The 23,105-nt window shown below is 36.3% G+C and carries 19 protein-coding genes; 8 read left to right on the forward strand and 11 right to left on the reverse strand.

Annotated elements, in window-relative coordinates; genetic code table 11:
• Nucleotides 1-64 precede the first annotated feature (64 nt).
• From purR to thiI, 8 genes are all read right to left on the reverse strand, one after another.
• Nucleotides 65-1,072 (reverse strand): HTH-type transcriptional repressor PurR, encoded by a 1,008-nt coding sequence (gene purR / locus QS62_RS11255; RefSeq protein WP_066110223.1) that lies wholly within the window; start codon nt 1,070-1,072, stop codon nt 65-67.
• Between the two features lie 194 nt (nt 1,073-1,266).
• Entirely contained in the window at nt 1,267-2,073 is an 807-nt protein-coding gene (gene trpA / locus QS62_RS11260; RefSeq protein ID WP_066110224.1) for a tryptophan synthase subunit alpha, read from the reverse strand.
• 2 nt (nt 2,074-2,075) lie between these two features.
• Complete coding sequence (gene trpB / locus QS62_RS11265) at nt 2,076-3,269, reverse strand: tryptophan synthase subunit beta (RefSeq protein WP_066110226.1); 1,194 nt, start codon at nt 3,267-3,269, stop codon at nt 2,076-2,078.
• A 9-nt stretch (nt 3,270-3,278) separates the two neighbouring features.
• On the reverse strand, nt 3,279-4,703 hold the full coding sequence (trpCF, locus tag QS62_RS11270) for a bifunctional indole-3-glycerol-phosphate synthase TrpC/phosphoribosylanthranilate isomerase TrpF (protein WP_066110228.1): 1,425 nt from the start codon (nt 4,701-4,703) through the stop codon (nt 3,279-3,281).
• A gap of 10 nt (nt 4,704-4,713) precedes the next feature.
• The gene (gene trpD, locus QS62_RS11275) at nt 4,714-5,715 is read right to left on the reverse strand and encodes an anthranilate phosphoribosyltransferase (RefSeq protein ID WP_066110230.1); all 1,002 of its coding nucleotides are present in this window, start codon (nt 5,713-5,715) and stop codon (nt 4,714-4,716) included.
• Nucleotides 5,716-5,739: 24 nt separating this feature from the next.
• Nucleotides 5,740-6,333, reverse strand: a complete 594-nt coding sequence (locus tag QS62_RS11280; protein WP_066110233.1) for an aminodeoxychorismate/anthranilate synthase component II — start codon at nt 6,331-6,333, stop codon at nt 5,740-5,742.
• Between the two features lie 9 nt (nt 6,334-6,342).
• Nucleotides 6,343-7,884, reverse strand: coding sequence for an anthranilate synthase component I (gene trpE, locus QS62_RS11285; RefSeq protein ID WP_066110235.1), 1,542 nt, complete (start codon nt 7,882-7,884; stop codon nt 6,343-6,345).
• 750 nt (nt 7,885-8,634) lie between these two features.
• Complete coding sequence (gene thiI / locus QS62_RS11290; protein WP_066110237.1) at nt 8,635-10,083, reverse strand: tRNA uracil 4-sulfurtransferase ThiI; 1,449 nt, start codon at nt 10,081-10,083, stop codon at nt 8,635-8,637.
• A 135-nt stretch (nt 10,084-10,218) separates the two neighbouring features.
• Here thiI and xseB point away from each other — a divergent pair, with 135 nt between their 5' ends.
• From xseB to dxs, 3 genes are all read left to right on the forward strand, one after another.
• Nucleotides 10,219-10,482: an exodeoxyribonuclease VII small subunit gene (gene xseB / locus QS62_RS11295; RefSeq protein ID WP_066110238.1), complete on the forward strand. Its 264-nt coding sequence runs from the start codon at nt 10,219-10,221 to the stop codon at nt 10,480-10,482.
• A gap of 66 nt (nt 10,483-10,548) precedes the next feature.
• Nucleotides 10,549-11,436: a (2E,6E)-farnesyl diphosphate synthase gene (gene ispA, locus QS62_RS11300; protein ID WP_066110240.1), complete on the forward strand. Its 888-nt coding sequence runs from the start codon at nt 10,549-10,551 to the stop codon at nt 11,434-11,436.
• A 33-nt stretch (nt 11,437-11,469) separates the two neighbouring features.
• A complete protein-coding gene (dxs, locus tag QS62_RS11305) occupies nt 11,470-13,326 on the forward strand; it encodes a 1-deoxy-D-xylulose-5-phosphate synthase (RefSeq protein ID WP_066110242.1) in 1,857 nt (618 codons plus the stop codon).
• 68 nt (nt 13,327-13,394) lie between these two features.
• Here the strand turns inward: dxs and pyk are convergent, their stop codons facing one another.
• Complete coding sequence (gene pyk / locus QS62_RS11310) at nt 13,395-14,834, reverse strand: pyruvate kinase (RefSeq protein WP_066110244.1); 1,440 nt, start codon at nt 14,832-14,834, stop codon at nt 13,395-13,397.
• 184 nt (nt 14,835-15,018) lie between these two features.
• Here pyk and sixA point away from each other — a divergent pair, with 184 nt between their 5' ends.
• Complete coding sequence (gene sixA, locus QS62_RS11315) at nt 15,019-15,471, forward strand: phosphohistidine phosphatase SixA (protein ID WP_066110246.1); 453 nt, start codon at nt 15,019-15,021, stop codon at nt 15,469-15,471.
• A 69-nt stretch (nt 15,472-15,540) separates the two neighbouring features.
• Here the strand turns inward: sixA and glnD are convergent, their stop codons facing one another.
• Nucleotides 15,541-18,171: a bifunctional uridylyltransferase/uridylyl-removing protein GlnD gene (glnD, locus tag QS62_RS11320; protein WP_066110249.1), complete on the reverse strand. Its 2,631-nt coding sequence runs from the start codon at nt 18,169-18,171 to the stop codon at nt 15,541-15,543.
• Between the two features lie 99 nt (nt 18,172-18,270).
• Complete coding sequence (map, locus tag QS62_RS11325; RefSeq protein WP_156536734.1) at nt 18,271-19,086, reverse strand: type I methionyl aminopeptidase; 816 nt, start codon at nt 19,084-19,086, stop codon at nt 18,271-18,273.
• Between the two features lie 144 nt (nt 19,087-19,230).
• Between map and erpA the strand changes: the two genes are divergently transcribed.
• The 4 genes from erpA (at nt 19,231) to QS62_RS11345 (ending at nt 22,953) form a co-directional block, all read left to right on the forward strand.
• Entirely contained in the window at nt 19,231-19,572 is a 342-nt protein-coding gene (gene erpA, locus QS62_RS11330; protein ID WP_066110253.1) for an iron-sulfur cluster insertion protein ErpA, read from the forward strand.
• Nucleotides 19,573-19,630: 58 nt separating this feature from the next.
• Complete coding sequence (locus QS62_RS11335; RefSeq protein WP_066110256.1) at nt 19,631-20,008, forward strand: YacL family protein; 378 nt, start codon at nt 19,631-19,633, stop codon at nt 20,006-20,008.
• Between the two features lie 199 nt (nt 20,009-20,207).
• Nucleotides 20,208-21,494: a serine/threonine transporter gene (locus QS62_RS11340; RefSeq protein ID WP_066110258.1), complete on the forward strand. Its 1,287-nt coding sequence runs from the start codon at nt 20,208-20,210 to the stop codon at nt 21,492-21,494.
• 94 nt (nt 21,495-21,588) lie between these two features.
• A complete protein-coding gene (locus QS62_RS11345) occupies nt 21,589-22,953 on the forward strand; it encodes an L-serine ammonia-lyase (protein ID WP_066110260.1) in 1,365 nt (454 codons plus the stop codon).
• Nucleotides 22,954-23,105 lie beyond the last annotated feature (152 nt).

The raw sequence follows: 23,105 nt of genomic DNA on the forward strand, positions 1-23,105 counted from the left end.
TTTTGTCTATTAGGCCAAGTAATTAACAACTTTGCCTTTTAATACTTTAATCACTTAGAAAAAGTTATTTCAAACGTTTTACCGATTTACGCACAATCAACTCTGGATGCATTTCAATTCTAGCTGTTTCTTTATTTTTATCAGCCATTCTTTCAATTAATAAATCCATTGCCATAATGCCTAAGCGCATTTTCGATTGATGAATCGTCGTTAATGGTGGCGCATAGAAGCGAGAAGCGTGAATATCATCATAGCCAATGATGGAAATATCATTTGGTACTGACAATCCTTTTTCGCCAATTGCAGAAATTGCACCTAACGCCATCACATCATTACAACAAAATACGGCTGTTGGTAACTCTTTTTGCGCTAAAATCTTATTCATACACTCAAAACCATCTTCTGGTTCAAAATGTCCCTCTAGCACCCAGTTTGGATTAATAGCTAATCCAGCTTCTTGCATCGCTTTCACATAGCCTTCATAACGTGTTTTGGCTGTAGTTTTTGCTAAATCACCAGCAATAATACCGATTTTTTTATGGCCATAATCGATCAAGTGCTTTGTTGCTAAATAACCGCCTTCGAAGCTATTATCTTGGATAACATCCATTTTGGAGTTGTTTTTTGGCCCCCAATCCATTACTACAATCGGCAGCATAGTAAAATTAGCAAATAAATCGATTGAATCTTGTGTATATTCAGAACACATTACCAAAATACCATCCACACGTTTTTTGACCAACATATCTAAATGGTTACTGATTTTTTGGAAATTATTCTGTGTATTACATAGAAAAAGAGAATAGCCTTGTTGATAACAATATTCTTCAACAGCATGAACTATTTCAGCAAAATAAGGGGTCTCGCTTGTAGTAATAATCATACCGATCGATTTAGTTGTATTGACTTTCAAACTACGTGCCACAGCACTTGGAGAATAATTAAGTTGTTGAATTGCTTCCCAAACTAATTTGGTTGTATCTTCCGCTACAAAACGAGTTTTATTAATCACATGAGAAACAGTAGTAGTGGATACTCCAGCTAATTTTGCGACATCTTTAATTGTTGCCATTCAGCACCTCCAAAAAAATTTGCGCTATTATAAAGACAATTCGGAAAATTGTGAGCTTTTTTATCTATTTTGTGGGGAAGTTCACAAATTTTCAGGCAAAACAACGTTAAATCAGGTATTCGCTATTTAGTGTTATCGTTGCAAACTGCACAAAAAAGCTGCCAAATATCGGCAGCTTTTTATCTATTGTTAAATTATAACGTTGCTTGCTTCATATTTCGCACAAACTCAGCCAATTCCACTAAACATTGAGAGTGATTATCTAAGTTTCGCTCAATAATTTTAACCACTGCGGAACCAGAAATTGCTCCAGCTGTACCTGATTGTAATGCTTCTTTTACTTGACTTGGTTGAGCAATACCAAAACCTTGCAAAATTGGTGGTGCATTGTGTGCTTTTAAACCGCTAATCAAATCAACTAAGTTACTAGCATGTGCCTGATTTTCTGCGCTAGTAACCCCAGCACGAGAAACCAGATAAGTGTATCCTTGGCTATTTTTAGCAACACCAGTAATGGTCTTTTCATTTGCATTCGGTGGGCAAATAAAGACAGGTTGAATACCATATTTAGCAGCACTTTGTACATATTCATCAGCAGCTAATAGCGGAATATCAGCGACTAACACTGCATCAACTCCAACTTGTTGGCAGCGTTGATAAAAACGATCCAATGTTTGTGTATAGATAAGATTTGCACATAACAATAAGCTAATCGGTATTTCTGGGTATTTTTGACGAATTTGCGCTAATAAAGTAAAACAAGCTTCCGTACTAAAACCCGCAGACAAAGCACGATTATTGGCTGCTTGAATCACTGGGCCATCAAGTAAAGGATCAGAAAAAGGGAAGCCTAATTCTAACGCATCCGCACCATTGTCCACCAAAGTACAAATAATCTCGAATGAGAGATCTAATGTTGGATCACATAACGTAACAAAAGGAACGAATGCACCTTGATTTTGTTGTTGTAATTTCGCAAAAAGCTGATCAAAACGGCTCATAATTACGCTCCTTTCCCATTTAAAATTTTATCTACTGTAAAAATATCTTTATCACCACGTCCTGACAAATTAACCACCAAAATTTGTTCTTTTTCCGGATCTTGTTTAATTAATTTCAAAGCGTGCGCCAAAGCATGCGAGGATTCTAATGCTGGAATAATCCCTTCATGTTGTGCTAATTCTTGGAAAGCATTTAATGCTTCCGCATCAGTAATGGAAACATAATTAGCTCGTCCCGTACTATGTAAATAGGCGTGCTGCGGCCCAACAGACGGGAAGTCCAAACCAGCAGAAACAGAATAAGATTCTTCAATTTGTCCATCAGCTGTCTGCATTAATGGTGATTTCATACCAAAATAGATCCCGACTGAACCATGCCCAAGCGGTGCCCCATGTTCACCTGTTTCAATGCCTTTTCCTGCTGGCTCAACACCAATTAATTGTACGGAAGTTTCATCAATAAAATCAGCAAACATACCAATTGCATTTGAACCACCGCCAACACAAGCGATTACCGCATCTGGTAATCTTCCTTCACGTTCTAATACTTGACGTTTAGTTTCTTCCCCAACCATTTTTTGAAACTCACGCACAATAGTTGGGAAAGGATGTGGACCAGCGGCAGTACCTAATAAATAGTGTGCTTTGTCATAATTCGCTGACCAATCACGCATCGCTTCACAACAAGCATCTTTGAGCGAGCAAGAACCTTTATTTACCGAAATGACTTCTGCCCCCATTAAGCGCATTCTAAATACATTTGGCGATTGTCGTTCAACATCTTTCGCTCCCATATAAATGCGACATTTTAAGCCGAGCATGGCACAAGCAAGAGCAGTAGCAACACCATGCTGTCCTGCGCCAGTTTCAGCAATAATTTCAGTTTTACCCATACGCATTGCTAATAACGCTTGTCCTAATACCTGATTAGTTTTGTGCGCTCCGCCATGCAATAAATCTTCACGTTTTAAATAAAGTTTAGTTTTTGTACCTTTGGTTAAATTACGGCAGAGCGTTAATGCTGTAGGACGACCAGCATAATTTTTCAATAGATCATTAAATTGACGTTGGAATTCGGGATCTTGTCTAGCTTCAACAAAGGCTTGTTCTAATTGTTGTAACACTGGTACTAGAATTTCCGGAACATACATGCCGCCAAATTCACCAAAATAAGGGTTTAATAATGTATCACTCATAGTTTTATCCTAATTCTTAATAATTTTTGCAAAAATGGTCTGTAATTTTGTTACATCTTTTATACCAGCTTGGCTTTCTGCCCCAGAATTAATATCGACACCTAAACAACGTTGTGCAATAGCATTTTCAATATTATCGGCATTCAACCCGCCAGCGAGCATAATTTTGTGTTTGTACTCTTCGGGCAGCAATGCCCAATCAAATGTCTTTCCAGTACCACCTTGTTGAGTCTTAACTTTGGCATCAAAAACATAACGATCAATATTTTCATCTGGTTGGAATTGTAATTGCTCAGTTGTAGTATCGACACTAACTGCACGCCAGATTTGGCAATCTTTTGGTAGCTGCTGGCGTAATTCTTGAATAAAGTCTGTTGATTCATTGCCATGTAATTGCACTGCAAATAGCGATAATTGTTGTACTAATTTGGTAATCAACTCGAGCTCTTGATTTTGGAATACACCAACATAGCGTAATGGCGCTGCAGTGGTAATTTCTTGTGCTTGTCGTAAACTAATACAACGAGGAGAGCGTTCAGCAAAAATTAAACCACCATACAAAGCACCACATTGATAGGCTTGTTGCGCATCTTGCGGACGAGTCAAACCACAAATCTTATTTTCACCATAAATAATCGCCCGTACTGCCGAATTAAGATCTTTACTTCCCATTAAACTGCTGCCAATCAGAAATGCATTGACATAAGGTTTCAGTTGTTGCACTTGTTGATGCGTATAAATACCTGATTCGCTAATAATAATGCGATCTTCAGGAATTTTTGGTGCTAGATGTAAGGTGCGTTGTAAATCAACTGAAAGATCGTGCAAATTACGATTATTAATGCCAATCACTTTCGCATTGAGAGAAATCGCACGTTGTAATTCTGCTTCGTTGGAAGTTTCTGTCAGCACGCCCATGCCTAAGGAGTGAGCTAGATCAGCCAAAATACGATAGGTATTATCGTCCACAACAGAGAGCATAAGTAAAATCGCATCCGCTTGATAATAACGAGCTAAATAGACTTGATACTCGCTAATCATAAAATCTTTGCACAGTACTGGTTGATGTACCAATTGTCTTACTTTTGGCAAATAAGCAAAATTTCCTTGGAAATATTTCTCATCAGTTAAAACCGAAATAGCACTTGCATAATGACGATAAACGTCAGCAATACCTTCTAAATCAAACTCTTGTCGAATCAAACCTTTAGATGGCGAAGCTTTTTTGCATTCTAAGATAAATGCTGGTACTTGATGCGTGCCTTGTGCTAAAGCATGATAGAAATCACGATCACTTGATTCAATCTGATCTTTAAATTGTGCCAATGGGAAATTTTTTTGCTGTTGTTCTACCCAAAGTAATTTATCGGCAACAATTTTCTGCAATACAGTTGCAGTAGATTGCATTGTTTGTGAAAAATCCTGTGTAATCATAACTATTCCATTAATATTGTGCTAATCGTTCCAATGTGGCAAAGGCTTTACCGCTAGCTAATTGTGCTAAAACTTGTTGTGTAGTTTGTTTTAGATCTTGATAGCCGAATAATCTTAATAACAGAGCAGTATTAGCCGCGACTGCATTGGCATGAGCTTCATTACCTTTTCCTTGCAATAATAAACGTAATATTTGTGCATTTTCTGCCGGTTCACCACCACGAATGGCTTCTAATGATTGTGGTTTTAAACCGAAATCACTGGCAGTTAATGTATAACGTTCAATTTTACCATCCACAATTTCAGCAACTTCTGTCGTGCCATGTAAAGCAACCTCATCCAAACCACTACCATGAATAACAACACTATGCTGATGTCCTAATGCCAATGCAGTTTCGGCATAAGGTTGTAATAGTTTTACATCATAAACACCTAACATTTGATGTTTTGGTTTTGCCGGGTTAATAAGCGGACCAAGAATATTAAAGATTGTACGTGTTTTTAATGCCTGGCGTACGGGAATAGCATGTTTAAAACCGCGATGATATTGTGGTGCGAATAAGAAACAAATACCAATTTCATCTAGCGCTTGACGTGCCGTAGCTGCATCAAGATCTAAACGAACATTTAACGCCGCAAGGACATCACTCGATCCTGTTTTACTCGATACACTACGATTACCATGTTTAGCCACTTTTGCTCCCATGCTGGCAGCAACAATTGCACTCGCTGTGGAAATATTAATCGTATTAGCACCATCACCACCAGTACCCACAATATCGGCAAACACATAATCTGGTGTAGGGAAAGGCTCAGCTGCATTAAGTAGAGCAGTTACCGCTCCACTAATTTCAGCAACAGATTCTCCTTTAATTTTTAAAGCAATTAGTGCAGCGGCTAATTGTTCGTTACTTAGTTGTCCTTGTACAATTGCACTAAAAAGTTGTTCACTTTGTTCTCTGCTTAGCGAGTTTCCGTTAAATAATGTTTCAAGTATTTGTTGTATTTCCATAATCTTTTTCCCCAATTTTTATTATTATTGTTGATGTTGTTGTGCTAATAACCAATCAATTGCTTGTTTCAATAATTGCCCACCTTGTACAGTTAAAATAGATTCTGGGTGGAATTGAAAACTACAAATCGGTAAATCACGATGGCGAATCGCCATAACAATCCCATTGTATTCTGCATTTACTACTAACTCATCAGGTAACTTAACCCCCATCAATGAATGATAACGAGCGACGGGTAGAGGATTGGCTAAGCCCGAAAACATTGCTTGATTATCATGGGTAATTTTTGAAACTTTACCATGCATAACTTCACCAGCATGCACAATTTCACCACCAAATGCTTCGATAATTGCTTGGTGCCCTAGACAAATTCCGATGATCGGACAGCGATTTTTTAATGCTGCAATCAACGGTAACATATTTCCTGCTTGTTGCGGATTACCTGGTCCAGGAGAGAGCGCTAATATTGTATCTGGTTGTGCTGTTGCTGCTTTAATAAGGGTTTGTAAGTCACAATCATTACGATACACTGTCACGTTATGACCTAATACACGAAATTGATCGACTAAGTTATAAGTAAAAGAGTCAAAATTATCTAAAAAAAGAATATTAGCCATAATACATCCTTACGCTTGGCAATTGGTTTGTTTAATTGCTTTGATGACTGCTGCCGCTTTATGACGTGTTTCATCCGCTTCCATTTGCGGATCGGAATCTAATACCTCACCACAACCTGCTTGAATATAAGCAATGCCATTTTGTACAAATGCTGAACGAATGACGATACAAGTATCAAAATCACCATGTGAAGAGAGATAACCTACCGCACCGCCATAACTATGACGACGCTGTTTTTCCACCTGATAAATAAGCTGCATCGCTTTAATTTTTGGTGCGCCTGTCAAAGTTCCCATATTCATACAAGCTTGATAAGCATGTAAGGCATCCAATTCTGGTCTTAATTGACCAACAACACGAGAAACCAAATGCATAATGTGAGAGTAGCGATCAACTTGCATCAACTCAGCAACACGACGAGTGCCACTTACACAAACCCTAGCAATATCATTACGAGCTAAATCAACTAGCATCAAATGCTCTGATTGTTCTTTATGATCTAAACGTAACTCTAATTCCAAACGCGCATCTAATTCAGGATCAATTTGTCCATCACTATTGAAACCACGTGGACGAGAACCTGCAATTGGATAGATTTCTAGCTGACGAGTTGCTTGGGTATATTTCAACGCACTTTCCGGTGAAGCGCCAAATAGAGTGAAGTCATCATCCTGCATAAAAAACATATATGGGCTTGGATTGTTATGCTTTAATTGATGATAGGTCGCCAACGGACTAGGACAAGCCAGAGAAAAACGGCGTGAAGGTACAATTTGGAAAACATCACCAATATTAATATGATGTTTCAAGTGTTCAATAATGGCTTTAAAGTTATCATCATCAATATTTACCTTAACATCTGTTGATGCTGTTTGCTTAGCCAACACTGTTTCTACAGGTTGATTGAGTTGATAAACTATCGTTTTTGCTTGTTCTGAAACTGATATTTTTTTTGTATTATCAAAGATATAAGAATAAAGTTCCGCTTTTTCTTTTTGATGATCAATGACAATTAATTGTTCAGCAAGATAAAAACTATAATCCGCAGAAGTTAAACCATCATCTTCTAAAGTAATTTCCTGCATAGGAATAAAATTTGCTACTAAATCATAAGCAAATAAACCACCTAGAAAAATAGGTTTCTCATAAGATTTATATAAATCTAATATAGTACGTAAGCCATCAAATACGGTTAACGCCTGTAATTTACTATCTTCATCTAATTCATTATTTAATACAGGAAACACCACTGTTAATTCTAAATCGGTTTGAGTAACGGTAAGAGTAGAGTGTTTTTTGAATTCTTGTACTAATTGCTTAATAACTTGTACACCGTTTGCAGTTAATGCTTGAAAATAAACTTTTTGTTGTTCACATTTCACTTTCAGCGCAGATTTGGCAATTAACAAACTCTTTATACTGTTTTTACTGCCAATTTCTGCAGAATCTAATAATAGTGTATTGTTTTTACTTTCACATAAACGTGCGAATAGTGATGTTGTGTCCGCTTGATAGGGAATCGCTTGTTGAATAACTTCTAAAAAAGACACGATAAAATCCTCTTAAACTTCCTATATATGTTGTACTAGCAAAATAGTACGCTTGAATATATCGAAAAGCAAGCCTGATTTTTAGATTAGAGAAAATAATTCACCTCTTTAATTTTTCTCGCATAAAAAGCAAGCAATCTTTCAAAACCATAAATCTTGCTCCTATCTTTAAACACAAAAGAAAAGTCGAAACTCGCACTGAAATTTCTGAACAGAAAAATATTGAACAGCAGCAATATGAATCACAGGAAAATTATCTTATAAGAATCACATATCAAAACAGACAAGCAATACAGAAACAGAAATCACTTAAAAACAAAAAATGATTTTATAACGAAGTCTGCAACAGAGAGATAGATCTTACTTAAAAATAAAACAATCAATAAAAGCTAAAAAGAAATGGAGATAGAACAGAAGATAGAACAGAAAACAGAGTAATGAATAAAATCGCATCATCAACATCACAAATTATATTATTTAACATAATATACATTATATAAAGGAAGTTATCTGGTTAAAAATAAGGTTTTTTATGTTAAATACATGAATTTTAAAAGAATTAGTTATCTTATGATTTTGCATAGACTCTGTAAACCAATGATTTATTTTGCTCTCAATAATATTAATATTTAATGAATAATGCCGAATTTTTTTCGTGACACAGTCACAATAAAAAACAGCTATAAAAACAAAAATGCACCAACTTTCTAATAAAAAATTGATGCATTTTACAGTTGTAAGATTTAATGACTATTTCCTAAATACTCGGATATTATTAAATCCTTGGTCTTTTAGGTACAGAGCTTGCAAACGACTCATTACACCTCGTTCACAAAATAATAGATAATTTTTACTTTGATCTAACTCTGGAAATTGGCTAGAAAGTTTATAGAAAGGAATATGTAAGATCGTACGATCAGCTATCTCTAATGGTGACTCATCATTTTCTTCTGGACTACGAATATCAATAATTACATCATCATCTTGCAATACTGATACCATTTCCACTTGCGGTACTTCTCGTTCTGTTTGTTCTGCAATTTGACGAATATCTAAATATTCTGCATTCCATACAGCATCTTCTAATAATGAAAAATCAAAATTAAGTTCTTCAGCTTCAATTTTTGATTTTATTGCTTTTACTGTTGGATTTTTAGAAATTACGCCACAAAACTCTGGCATTGATTTCGCAATATCATCAGTGCCAATTTGTTTGGCCATTGCAATAATTTGTTCTTTATCATGTGAAATTAATGGACGTAACACCAAACATTCTGCTGCTTCATCAATTAAACGCAAATTAGTTAATGTTTGACTAGATACTTGCCCAAGAGCTTCACCAGTAACAATAGCTTGAATTTGAAAACGCTCTGCCACTTTACTCGCTGCACGAACCATCATACGTTTAAGCACAACACCCATCTGTCCGTTATCAATTTTTTCCAAAATTTCTGCAACAATCTTTTCAAAATTCACAGCCACAAAACGAACACGATGTGAACTACCATAGCGTTGCCAAATATGATACGCCATCTGTTTTACGCCGATTTCATGTGCAGCACCGCCTAAATTAAAGAAACAATAATGCACACGACAGCCACGACGTAACAACATATAACTAGATACGCCAGAATCAAAACCACCAGAAATCAGCGATAAAAGATCCTCTTGTGTGCCAATTGGATATCCGCCAATCCCTTCAAAACGTGCTTTAACTAACATCACATGATCATGTTCAATTTCAATACGCACTACCACATCGGGATCCGTTAATTTCACTTTCGCTGTAGTAATGTGCTGATTTAAACCACCGCCTATATAACGTTCAGCATCCAGTGAAGTAAATTGATGACTACCCTTACGTTTTACTCGAACACAAAAAGTTTTGTTGTCCAATTGATTACCAATATCAGCATAAACAATCTGGAAAATATCTTGTAAAGTGGTGAAAGGCTTCTCTTCTACTTGTAAAAAATGATGGATACCCGGAATACGTTGTAATAATTCAATTAGCAGCTCATTTTTTTCTGCATTTTTTGTTCTAACTTCAATGTAATCCCAGTGTTTAACCACTGCTACTTGATCATCATATTTGTTTAAAACATTGCGAATGTTCCCAGTTAAAATTTTAATAAAACGTTTACGCACAGAATCACTTTTAATCATGATTTCTGGAAATAATTTAATAATAAATTTCATATTTTTGTTTCAAATACACTCAGAAAAAATTAAGTGCGTATTCTACACGAAAAATAACATCTGCGTAAAAAATCCAACTAAACTTCTGTCAAATTAGGTACAATATAGCCCATTGAAAACAGACAAATTTTTATTATGAAAAAGAAAGAACAACCAGTAAGTTTTGAAAATGCATTAACCGAACTTGAAGCAGTAGTAAATCGCCTTGAGCAGGGAGATTTAAATTTAGAAGATGCTTTAGCGCAATTTGAGTTAGGGGTAAATTTAGCCAAACAAGCGCAAGAACGTTTAACTAACGCTGAACAACGTGTTCAAATTCTTTTAGAAAAAAATACTACTGCCTCATTGAGTGATTATTCTGCTAATCTTGAACAAACTGATGAGGATTCACCTTTTTAAGCAGCTCCGATTTGAGCTAAGCAAAATAATATTTATAATAGTGAAAAAGCCTTATTAGGATAAACAATGTATCAATTTTCAGCAGATCTAGTTGTTTTACAGCAACGTAATAATGAATTTTTACGTCAACAATTAAATTCGTTGAACAGTGCTCCTGCTCCACTGGCAGATGCAATGCGTTATAGCTTATTGCTTGGCGGAAAACGTATTCGTCCCTTTCTCGTGTATGCAACAGGTAGAATGTTAGGTGTTCCTCTTGAGAAACTTGATCATCTTGCTGGTGCTATCGAATGTATTCATTGTTATTCTCTTATTCATGATGATTTACCTGCAATGGATAATGATACATTACGACGTAATCAACCAACCTGCCATATTGCTTTTGATGAAGCAACAGCAATTTTAGCTGGTGATGCTCTGCAAAGTTATGCCTTCGAATTATTATCACAAGCACCTTTAACTGACGCACAAAAAATCCAGCAATTATCATTACTCGCCAAAGCTTCTGGTGCACAAGGAATGTGTTTAGGGCAAAGTTTGGACTTAATTTCTGAAAATAAACAATTAACCCTAACAGAATTAGAAAGAATTCATAATCACAAAACAGGTGCGTTAATTACCGCATCAGTCTTATTGGGTTTTTATGCTTCTGATTACCATACAGATAAAGCGTTGGAGCAAAAATTAACATTATTTTCTCAAGCCATTGGCCTAGCATTTCAAGTACAAGATGATATTTTAGATATCACTTCTAATAATGAAGAACTAGGTAAAAATGCAGGTTCTGATCTAAAATCGCACAAAAGTACTTATCCACAATTATTAGGATTAGAACAAGCCAAACAAAAGGCACAAGATTTATATCTGACGGCACAATCTGTGCTAGAACAACTAGCTTTTGACACTACCGCATTAAGTGCATTAGCAGAATTTATTATTCAACGGCGGAACTAACTATTTATTTTTTAACGGATTTTACAAAATACTATGTCAAATTATTCACTTTTATCACAGATCAATTCTCCAGATGATTTACGTTTGTTAGCGAAAGAGCAATTACCAGAGCTTTGCGATCAATTACGTAAATATCTTTTAGAAAGTGTTAGTCAAAGTAGTGGGCATCTGGCTTCAGGTCTAGGCACGGTAGAATTAACTGTTGCATTACATTATGTTTTTAATACGCCGTTTGATCAGTTAATTTGGGATGTTGGACATCAAGCTTATCCGCATAAAATTTTAACCGGGCGTCGTGATCAAATGCATACCATTCGTCAAAAAGGTGGTATTCATCCGTTCCCTTGGCGTGAAGAAAGTCCTTTCGATGTGTTAAGTGTTGGTCACTCCTCGACTTCGATTAGTGCTGGCTTGGGCATCGCTGTTGCAGCGCAACGTGAAAATGCTGGTAGAAAAACCATTTGTGTAATTGGTGATGGTGCAATAACAGCTGGCATGGCCTTTGAAGCGATGAATCATGCCGGCGCACTACACACAGATATGTTAGTTATTTTGAATGATAACGATATGTCAATTTCAGAAAATGTTGGTGCATTGAATAACCATTTAGCTCGCCTGCTTTCTGGTTCTTTTTACTCTTCTCTACGTGAAGGCGGTAAGAAAATTCTTTCAGGTTTACCGCCAATAAAAGAATTTGTGCAAAAAACCGAAGAACATGTTAAAGGTTTTATTTCACCAGGTGGTACACTTTTTGAAGAATTAGGCTTTAACTATATTGGTCCAATTGATGGTCATAATGTAGAAGAATTAATTTCTACTTTGAAAAATATGAGCACCTTAAAAGGACCGCAATTTTTACATGTCATCACCAAAAAAGGTAAAGGGTACGAACCGGCTGAACGTGATCCTATTGGTTTTCATGGTGTGCCTAAATTTAATCCGTTAAGTGGTGAATTACCAAAAAGTAAAACTACGCTACCAACCTATTCAGAAATCTTTGGAAAATGGCTTTGTGAAATGGCAGCTCAAGATCCAAAATTAATTGGTATCACCCCAGCTATGCGTGAAGGCTCAGGTATGGTTGAATTTTCACAACGTTTTCCAGAACAATATTTTGATGTTGCGATCGCTGAACAACATTCGGTAACTTTTGCTGCTGGGTTAGCAATTGGCGGTTACAAACCTGTAGTAGCAATCTACTCAACCTTCTTACAACGTGCCTATGATCAGGTTATTCACGATGTTGCCATTCAGAACTTACCAGTGTTATTTGCAATAGATCGTGCAGGTGTCGTTGGCGCAGATGGGCAAACCCACCAGGGTGCTTTCGATCTTAGTTATCTACGCTGTATCCCTAATTTAATTGTAATGACGCCAAGTGATGAAAATGAATGCCGACAAATGCTCTACACTGGTTATCAATGTGGAAAACCTGCTGCTGTACGTTATCCAAGAGGAACTGGTACGGGCGCAGAATTACAACCGTTAAATCTTCTACCGATCGGGAAAGCTAAATTTGTTCGTGAAGGCGAGAAAGTGGCAATTTTAAATTTTGGCACTTTATTACCGGAAGCATTGAAAGTAGCAGAAAAGCACAATTACACTGTAATTGATATGCGCTTTGTCAAACCACTCGATCTAGAATGTTTACGACAAATTAAAGATCAATATCAATTGTTGGTTACATTAGAAGAGAATGCAATTCAAGGTGGCGCTGGTTCAGCAGTTTTAGAAGCGTTAGCTGGTTTTGATACAACTATTCCACCAGTATTGCAATTAGGCTTGCCTGATTATTTTATTCCTCAAGGCACACAACAAGAGATTCATCAATTATTACAATTAGATGCTGAAGGCATTGAAATAAGAATTCAAGAAAAATTGAGCAACTAATTAATCGGATAAAAAAACCTCTAACATTTTGTTAGAGGTTTTTTGTAACTATCAAACGTTGACAAAGATTAATCAACAACTAAAGTACGGCAAGTGTTAGTACCACCAGAAACGAACTCATCGCCTTGGGTTAATAATACTAAATCACCAGATACTAAATAACCTTTCTCTTTTAATAGGTTAATTGCGATTTTCGCTCCTTCAACAGTACGGCTCATCTCTTCAAAATACACTGGCACAACACCACGATATAATGCACAAAGATTTAAAGCGCTTTGGTTACGTGAAAGTGCAAAAATTGGTAAACCAGAACTAATACGTGACATCAAACGTGCTGTACGACCTGTACTTGTCATAGCAATAATCGCCGCAGTACCTTTCATATGGTTGGCTGCATACATTGCAGACATTGCCACAGATTCTTCAATTGAAGAGAACTCAACATCCATACGGTGACGAGATACGTTGATACTTGGCATCTTCTCTGCACCTAAACAAACTTTTGCCATCGCTGCAACAGTTTCTGCAGGATATTGCCCTGCTGCTGTTTCAGCAGACAACATTACTGCGTCAGTACCATCTAATACCGCATTAGCAACGTCCATTACTTCTGCACGAGTTGGCATTGGGTTGCTGATCATTGATTCCATCATTTGTGTCGCTGTGATAACAACTTTATTTAATTGACGTGAACGACGAATTAATTTCTTTTGTACGCCAACAAGCTCTGGGTCGCCAATTTCTACCCCTAAGTCACCACGTGCTACCATGATTACATCTGATGCTTTAATAATGTCATCAATAGATTCTGCAGTTGCTACTGTTTCAGCACGTTCTACTTTAGCAACAATTTTTGCATTTAAACCTGCATCTACTGCTAATTTACGAGCATACTCAATATCAGCACCAGAACGAGGGAATGAAACTGCAAGGTAATCTACACCAATTTTCGCCGCAGTAAGAATATCTGCTTTATCTTTTTCAGTTAATGCATCTGCAGATAAACCACCACCTAATTTATTAATTCCTTTATTATTGGAAAGCGGTCCGCCTACAGTTACTTCAGTAAATACTTTTTCGCCTTCAGTTGAAAGCACTTTTAATTGTACTCGTCCATCATCTAAAAGCAGAATATCACCAGGAACAACATCTCTTGGTAAATTTTTATAATCTAGACCAACAGATTCTTGAGTACCTTCACCTTTTGGTAATTCAGCATCCAGAATAAATTTATCACCAACATTTAAGAAGATTTTACCGTCTTTAAAGGTAGAAACACGAATTTTAGGACCTTGTAAATCACCTAAAATTGCTACTTGTTTACCAAGTTTTTTCGCAACTTCACGTACTTTCGCTGCGCGATTAATATGATCTTCCGCAGTACCATGAGAGAAATTCATACGTACTACATTTGCGCCAGCGGCAATAATTTTTTCTAAATTATTACCCTTATCTGTTGCTGGACCTAAAGTTGTAACAATTTTAGTTCTTCTTAGTCTTCTAGACATTAATTACTCCGTAAGATAACAACAATACTTGAAATTTAAACAATTAAAATTTGATGGAAGAAATGGTACTTTTTGCAGTAAAGTACCTATAATAAAACGGTCGGAGATTATACGCTGATTTTTTATGTAATGCGAGAGCAACTAAACTAAAAATTTACGGAATTACTGGATAGAGGTAGTGCATATGCACATTTTTATAATGCGACATGGTGAAGCTGGTTTTCATGCTTTTAACGACAAAGATCGTCCTTTAACAGCAAGAGGTGAAGATCAGGCTGAACAACAAGGTTTATGGTTGAACGAACAAACTGTTCCAGATCTTATTTTGGTCAGTCCTTATTTGCGAGCACAACAGACTTATCAATTAGCCCGACAACCATTCAAACAATCGATTCCTGTTGAAACTTGGGATAATCTCACTCCGTATGGCAATGCTGCCTTAGTTGCAGATTATCTAGATACCTTAAATGAAAATATACAAAGTGTATTGATTGTGTCACATTTACCATTAGTCGATGATATTGTGACTGAACTCGGTGTTCATCACCCGATTTCTTTTTATCCTGCAACAATTGTACATCTTGAGAAACAACAGGATACTTATCGCTTAGTTGAGGTCAAATTTCCTACTGCATAATTTACCACTATATAAATAGAAAACTTGCCGCAAAACCATTTTGCGGCAAGTCTTTAATAAATGAAGCTATTATTGTAATCCTGCTTCTAATTTTAATTGCAATAAGCGTCGTTCTTCAGTCGTTAGCGCCACACCTTTCAGATTAGTTAAAATAAAGAAGTCCTCTGCTTTCTCACCATTTGTGGTAATTTTGGCATTAGCTAAAGTTAATTGTTGTTCGGTAAAAATATCACTAATCATCGCCAATAAACCAGCACGATCCTTAGTAATTAATTCCAACTCTGTCTGCTCCTCTTTCTCAATATTGAGGAATCGCACTTCTAATGGCACATTAAAGTGCTGTAACTTACTGCTGCGACGAGCTGTTGCTATTGGTACTTTTTTCTCGCCTTTTAATACCGCTTTTAATACTTGCGAAATTTCATCACGACGAGGTTTACGTAACGCACTGCCATCCGCTTCTGTGACAATAAAACTATCAAAAACTTCACCGCTTTCTGCTGTAATAATTTGTGCATCATGAATACTTAAATTTTTTGCATCTAATGTTCTCACTACTTTATTAAAGAGTTGTGGTTGGTCAGCACAATAGATAAAAATTTCCGTAGCACCACGAGAGAATCGACTACTTACCAATACAATTACTTCATTACTTAAATCTTCTATTTGACATAAATGTTCAGCATGCCATGCGAGTTGCTTTGAAGTATTGCGTAAGAAATACTCTTCTGGACAACGTTGCCATAATTTATTTACATCATTCACTTTGATTTGATATTTTTCCAGCATCGGTTGCATGAGATCTAATGCTTTAATCCGATTTTGCAAAATCTGAATGCTGTAATCGAGCGGAACAGTGATACCCTGTTCAAGTTGTTGTTTTGTATAACGATATAATGTCGCCAACAGAGTACGTTTCCAACTATTCCATAAGGTTTCATTTGTTGCACAAATATCAGCAACAGTTAAACAAACCAAATAATCTAATCGCATTTTATTATTGACAATATTGGCAAAACGACGAATTTCGTCAGGGTCATGAATATCACGACGTTGCGCCACAATTGACATCTGTAAATGTGATAAAACCAACCATGCCATAAATTCTGCATCTTGTTCACTGAAACCATGTTGGATAGCAAAATCAAACATATCAATAGCGCCTAATTCTGCGTGATCACCAGAACGCCCTTTGGCAATATCATGGAATAATGCCGCTAAGAAAAGTTGAGGTTTCTTCGTTAAAGTTGGGAAAATTTGATGACATAATGGATGCAATTCTGCACATTCAGCAGAAGCAAAACTTTCTAGTTTCCGCAATAAACGTACGGTATGTTCATCTACTGTATAAGCATGAAATAAATCAAATTGCATTAAACCTACAATATGTTTCCATTCCCGCAAATAAGCCTTTAGTACACCATAACGATGCATTGGTACAATTGCTCGCGTAATTGCCTGTGGTTGATTAAAAATTTGGATGAAATAGTCGCGAGCCTGCGTATTTTCACTTAAATAATGTTGTTGATTTAGCAAAGCCAAACGTAATTGGCGCAAAGTGCTAGAGTGGATATAGCTTTGCGGATAGTGACAGAGCTGTAAAAATAGTTCCACCATCGTTTCAGGTGCAGTTTGAAATGTATCGTGACATTGTAACTGAATACTGTTATTAACCAAATAAAATGCAGGGCTAATTTCAATTTTTTCGATAATTTTTGTGGTATGTGGTGATAAAAATTGTTCCTGATAATCCTGCATTAATACTTCGCTTAACTGCATAATTTGTTGTGAATTGCGGAAATACGCCTTCATCATCTTTTCAACAGCTTGATTTCCTTCACCTTGATAACCCAGCATACTGCTGATTTTTAATTGACGTTCAAACAACAAACGATTGTCGTAACGTTTAATCACCAAATGTAAGGCATAACGCAATTTGAATAAGAAAGTTTGGCAATCTAATAACGCTTGATACTCTTCAGGATAAATAAAACCAAAATCGAGTAAATCTGTTAGATTTTTCGCCTTAAAGTGTCGCCAAGCAATCCAATATAACAGATGTAAATCACGTAATCCGCCAGGACTATATTTAATATCAGGTTCTAGGTTATACGCAGTGTTATGATAGCGTTGATAACGTTCATTCTTTTCTGCTTGCTTTGCAACAAAGAAATCTTTCATTGACCAGAAATCATCTTGATAGATTTGTCTGCTTAATTGTTCAAACAAAGTCTGATTACCCGCCAAAAAACGTGACTCAAGTAAATTGGTCGCAATACTAATATCGTTTTTACCCTCTTCAATACATTGCGCTAAAGTACGGATACTATGCCCGACTTCAAAATGGCAATCCCATAAGAATTGTACAAATTCAGCAATCTGTTGCTCTAATTGTTCTGTTAAAGGTTCAGACGATAAAATGAGGAAATCTAAATCTGAAAGCGGGAACATCTCTTCACGACCATATCCGCCGACAGCAATTAAAGATAATGTCGTTTGTTGGTCAAATTTAAAATGTCGCCACAATGCCAATAATAATTGGTCATATAAATGACTACGGCGACAAATCAAATGATAAATATCAATATCTTTGGAAAATTCTTGTAACTCCTGTTCTTTTAAGTCACTAAATATTTTCCGAATATCCACTGGATTTAATAACTTTTCATCCAACACAGGTAAAGTAAATTGAGTTTGCATAATCTTCCTTAATTATTTTTATAGCGTCCAATTAACTTATGCTTTTTCCAATAAAAAAGCGACTTTTTTCTTTCCGATCCAAGTCGCTTTTTTCAACATTTAATTATTTATCATTATTCGTTGGATATCGTTTAACTCTTCATCTCGAATTGTTAATACTTCACAGCCATTTTCCGTAACTACAATTTGATGTTCATATTGCGCGGAATGGCTACGATCCTTGGTTTTTACTGTCCAACCGTCGCCCATTAAACGAATCTCTTTTTTCCCCGCATTCACCATTGGTTCAATCGTAAATACCATTCCCGGTTGTAACACAACGCCACCATCATCAGCATAATAATGTAGCACTTGTGGATCGGTATGGAATTCTGTACCAATACCATGACCACAATATTCTCGCACTACCGAAAAACCTTGTTTTTCCACAAACTGCTGAATCACTCGTCCAATTTCGTTTAAACGAATACCCGGTTTTACCGTACGTAAAGCAAGATAAAGTGATTGTTGGGTGACTTCACATAATTTTTTGCTACGAATTGGTGCTTCGCCAACAATATACATTTTTGAGTTATCGCCAAAATAGCCGTCTTTAATCACAGTCACATCAATGTTGAGAATATCGCCATTTTTTAACTTTTTATCATCACTCGGGATACCATGACATACCACTTCATTAATCGAGATACACACTGATTTTGGAAAACCATGATAATTTAAGCAAGCTGGAATCGCTTGTTGCTCATTCACAATATAATCGTGACAAATACGATCTAATTCCCCTGTGGTTACGCCAGCTTTAACGTAAGGTTCAATCATTACTAAAACATCAGATGCTAATTTACAAGCAACTCTTAATTTTTCAATTTCTTCTGCATTTCTTAATGGAATTGCCATTCTTTTCTCCAAATTCATTCTTATTTTTGACGCAATATAATAACACTATTTACTATCTTATGAAAAAACCTTTCGACGAAATTGTTGAACGATTTACTAGGTTATTAGATAATAACAACACTATGTTTTCTTTTGTGGGATTTATTGATAGGAGTTATAGCAATGAGTGATATGTCAGTCCCTCTTACCTTCACCGATGCAGCGGCAAAAAAAGTAAAAAACCTAATTGAAGGTGAAGATAATCCAAATTTGAAATTGCGTGTTTATATTACTGGTGGTGGTTGTAGTGGTTTCCAATATGGTTTCACTTTTGATGAAAATGTCAATGAAGGTGATCTCACCATTGATAACTCAGGAGTAACACTTGTAGTGGATCCAATGAGTTTACAATATTTGATTGGTGGTACCGTTGACTATACAGAAGGACTAGAAGGTTCAAGATTTATCGTTAATAATCCGAATGCGACAACCACTTGTGGTTGCGGTTCTTCTTTTAGTATTTAATCAATAAAGGCTATCATTAGATAGCCTTTAATCTATCTAAGAACAACGAGGTGGCAAGATGGAATTTCAATTTTATCGACTTGATCGTCAAACAGTAAATGTTGAATGTTCAATGGAACATGAAGCAATAGCGCGTTGGGCTAATAGTGAAATTCAGGGTAATTTGCAGAAAATCCAAGACATTCTTGCCGTCATCAAACAATGTCAAAATACTCCTCATACCATTGATAAGATCGTGACAGGTAAAGAATTTTCATTACATATTAATCGTGATGAAGTGATGGTCAAAGCAAATGTTTTATTTGATGAAAATCCTATTGACGAAGAAGCATTAGAAGATGATTTGCAATTTTATGATGAAGAAAATATGGCATTATGTGGTTTAGAGGATTTTGTTCATTTCCTTGAATCTTATCGTCAATTTATTCAAGAATAATTATCAATAGAAAATCTGTTTCATTTTTAAGCGTTTATATTGCAGAAATGTAACAAGGGTGATTTGTTTCTGCGATTAAGATCACAATATTCATTATTACTCCCCTTTTTCTTTTGAACTGCCAAGCACATTTCACTATTATGGCGCCGCCTAAAATTATTATTCTATTCAAATAAAACAAACTAAAAGGTGTGTGTGTATGTTAAATGAGCAAACTATCGATTCTGTCCGTTCTACGACAGAACAATCCAAACGTTGGAATAAATTCGACATTGCCTGGGTATTAAACTTATTTGGTACTGCAGTAGGTGCTGGCGTACTTTTCTTACCAATTAATGCAGGAAAAGGCGGTTTTTGGCCACTAGTAATTATGACAATCATTGTTGGGCCAATGACTTATTTCGCTCATCGAGGTTTAGCAAGATTTGTCCTATCGTCTGCAAAACAAGGTAGCGATATTACAGAAGTTGTTGAAGAACACTTTGGTAAAACTGCAGGTAAGTTAATTACTCTGCTCTACTTCTTTGCTATTTTCCCAATTTTGTTAATTTATGGTAATGGTATTACTAATACCGTAGATTCTTTTATCGTCAATCAATTACAACTTGCTTCTCCACCACGTTTCTTACTTTCATTAATCCTGATTGGTAGCTTAATTGGAATTTTCTTACTTGGTGAAAAAGTTGTTTTAAAAGTAACAGAATGGTTGGTTTACCCATTAGTCTTTATTCTTTTTGCGTTATCGGTTTACCTCATTCCTGAATGGAATACCAGTATGTTGCAAGAAATGCCAACCACTAGCGAATTCTTGTTGACATTATGGATCACTATTCCAGTATTGGTATTCTCTTTCAACCACTCCCCAGCAATTTCTTCTTTTGTATTGTCACAACAACGTCATTACAAATTTAACGATGTTGCTGAGCACCACTCCAGCAAAACATTGAAAGGTACAGCGACAATTTTACTCTTGTTCGTAATGTTCTTTGTATTTAGCTGTGTTTTAACCTTAACACCAGAAGATCTTGTATTAGCAAAAGAACAAAATATCGCGATTCTATCATTCTTAGCGAATAAATTTGATAATCCTTATATCTCTTACTTTGGTCCATTAGTTGCATTCTTAGCAATTACCAGTTCATTCTTTGGTCACTATATGGGCGCTCGTGAAGGTTTATTAGGTTTATACTTGAAATTAAAAGATAACCAATCACAAGAACAAGTTAATCATCGTCGCCTAAATCTGATTGCTGCGCTTTTCTTCCTATTATCTTTATGGTTTGTTGCAATCATCAACCCAAGCATTTTAGGTTTAATTGAATCATTGGGCGGCCCAATCATTGCAATGATTCTCTTCATTATGCCAATGTACGCGATTAGAAAGATCCCAGCAATGCAACGTTATCGCGGTAAATGGAGTAATCTATTTGTCGTTATCATGGGATTAATCGCAATTTCTAATATTGTGTATAACCTTATTGCTTAACGCATAATATTCGTTAAAATTCATTTTTCTTTGCCTTAGGCTTTCAGCCTAGGGCAAATTGCAATTAATAATAATAAAAAATGAGTGTGCTTTTATGATTAGTGTTTTTGATATGTACAAAATTGGCATTGGTCCTTCCAGTTCTCATACTGTGGGCCCAATGAAGGCCGGTAAGCAATTTATTGATCATCTGGTTGAGCAAGATAAGCTAGAAAAAATTACTCACCTACATATTGATGTGTATGGTTCTCTCTCGATGACTGGTCGAGGCCATAATACTGATATTGCCATTATTATGGGTTTAGCTGGCTACTTACCTGATAACGTTGATATTGATCATATTCCCGTTTTTATTGAGCAACTTAAACAACAAAAACGTTTTCCGCTAGCGTTAGCAAAACACGAAATTGCATTTGATTTTTACCAAGACATGCAATTTCATTCAACTTTTCTACCATTACACGAAAATGGTATGAAAATTAGTGCATACCATGATCAACAGCTTATCGCCAGCGAAACCTATTATTCAATCGGTGGTGGTTTTATTGTTGATGAAGCACATTTTAATCAACAACAAACTAGTGATCAGCAAGTACCATTTCCTTATAACAATGCTGCAGATTTAGTTCATCATTGTCGTGAAAATGGTTTGGCGATTTCTGGCATTATCTTACGTAATGAACTTGCTTTACATAGCAAAGAAGAGTTAAACACTCATCTCACTAAAGTATGGCAAACCATGCAAGATTGTATCCATCATGGACTTTATACCGACGGTTTATTACCTGGCCCATTAAAAGTGGCTCGTCGTGCTGCTGGTTTACGCCGTCTATTGGAAGCCAATAATTCCTTATCTAATGACCCAATGAAAGTAATCGATTGGATCAATATGTATGCACTAGCTGTAAATGAAGAGAATGCGGCAGGCGGACGTGTTGTCACCGCACCGACAAATGGCGCTTGTGGGATTGTGCCGGCGGTATTGGCTTATTACCAAAAATTTATTGCACCGATCACCGATGAAGTACGCGATTGTTATCTATTAACCACTAGTGCTATCGGTTCTCTATATAAAATGAATGCCTCTATTTCTGGTGCAGAAGTAGGTTGCCAAGGAGAAGTTGGTGTTGCTTGTTCAATGGCGGCTGCTGGCTTAACTGAAATTATGGGTGGCACACCAGAACAAGTTTGTATGGCGGCCGAAATTGCGATGGAACACAATTTAGGGCTAACCTGTGACCCTGTTGGCGGTCAAGTGCAAGTACCTTGCATTGAGCGCAACGCTATTGCTGCGGTAAAAGCGATCAACGCAAGTCGTATGGCGTTACGTCGTAACACACAACCTCGTGTCACACTGGATAAAGTTATCGAAACTATGTATGAAACAGGTAAAGATATGAATGCTAAATATCGTGAAACATCACAAGGCGGTTTAGCGATTAAGGTAATTTGTAACTAAAGTATTAACAATAAAATTAAGGGAGCGATTAAGCTCCCTCAGACTGCTAACGAACCTAAATTTTGTCACGAACTTCTATAAAATAGCTTTGGGTTCCCTCTCACTCTTGCCCGAATGCAAATAAGATTTTCAGGCAAAAAAAGCTGTCAATT

The sequence above is a fragment of the Gallibacterium salpingitidis genome, assembly GCF_001678495.1.
In the GTDB taxonomy this organism is placed as follows: Bacteria; Pseudomonadota; Gammaproteobacteria; order Enterobacterales; family Pasteurellaceae; genus Gallibacterium; species Gallibacterium salpingitidis.

Bases quoted from the DNA above. Each gene is read 5' to 3' on its own strand.
- QS62_RS11340 (WP_066110258.1), top strand. From the start codon at position 20,208: ATGTTAAATGAGCAAACTATCGATTCTGTCCGTTCTACGACAGAACAA.
- purR (WP_066110223.1), bottom strand. From the start codon at position 1,072: ATGGCAACAATTAAAGATGTCGCAAAATTAGCTGGAGTATCCACTACT.
- trpCF (WP_066110228.1), bottom strand. From the start codon at position 4,703: ATGATTACACAGGATTTTTCACAAACAATGCAATCTACTGCAACTGTA.
- erpA (WP_066110253.1), top strand. From the start codon at position 19,231: ATGAGTGATATGTCAGTCCCTCTTACCTTCACCGATGCAGCGGCAAAA.
- map (WP_156536734.1), bottom strand. From the start codon at position 19,086: ATGAATTTGGAGAAAAGAATGGCAATTCCATTAAGAAATGCAGAAGAA.
- pyk (WP_066110244.1), bottom strand. From the start codon at position 14,834: ATGTCTAGAAGACTAAGAAGAACTAAAATTGTTACAACTTTAGGTCCA.
- sixA (WP_066110246.1), top strand. From the start codon at position 15,019: ATGCACATTTTTATAATGCGACATGGTGAAGCTGGTTTTCATGCTTTT.
- QS62_RS11335 (WP_066110256.1), top strand. From the start codon at position 19,631: ATGGAATTTCAATTTTATCGACTTGATCGTCAAACAGTAAATGTTGAA.
- QS62_RS11345 (WP_066110260.1), top strand. From the start codon at position 21,589: ATGATTAGTGTTTTTGATATGTACAAAATTGGCATTGGTCCTTCCAGT.
- trpD (WP_066110230.1), bottom strand. From the start codon at position 5,715: ATGGAAATACAACAAATACTTGAAACATTATTTAACGGAAACTCGCTA.
- dxs (WP_066110242.1), top strand. From the start codon at position 11,470: ATGTCAAATTATTCACTTTTATCACAGATCAATTCTCCAGATGATTTA.
- xseB (WP_066110238.1), top strand. From the start codon at position 10,219: ATGAAAAAGAAAGAACAACCAGTAAGTTTTGAAAATGCATTAACCGAA.
- trpA (WP_066110224.1), bottom strand. From the start codon at position 2,073: ATGAGCCGTTTTGATCAGCTTTTTGCGAAATTACAACAACAAAATCAA.
- thiI (WP_066110237.1), bottom strand. From the start codon at position 10,083: ATGAAATTTATTATTAAATTATTTCCAGAAATCATGATTAAAAGTGAT.
- ispA (WP_066110240.1), top strand. From the start codon at position 10,549: ATGTATCAATTTTCAGCAGATCTAGTTGTTTTACAGCAACGTAATAAT.
- trpB (WP_066110226.1), bottom strand. From the start codon at position 3,269: ATGAGTGATACATTATTAAACCCTTATTTTGGTGAATTTGGCGGCATG.
- glnD (WP_066110249.1), bottom strand. From the start codon at position 18,171: ATGCAAACTCAATTTACTTTACCTGTGTTGGATGAAAAGTTATTAAAT.
- QS62_RS11280 (WP_066110233.1), bottom strand. From the start codon at position 6,333: ATGGCTAATATTCTTTTTTTAGATAATTTTGACTCTTTTACTTATAAC.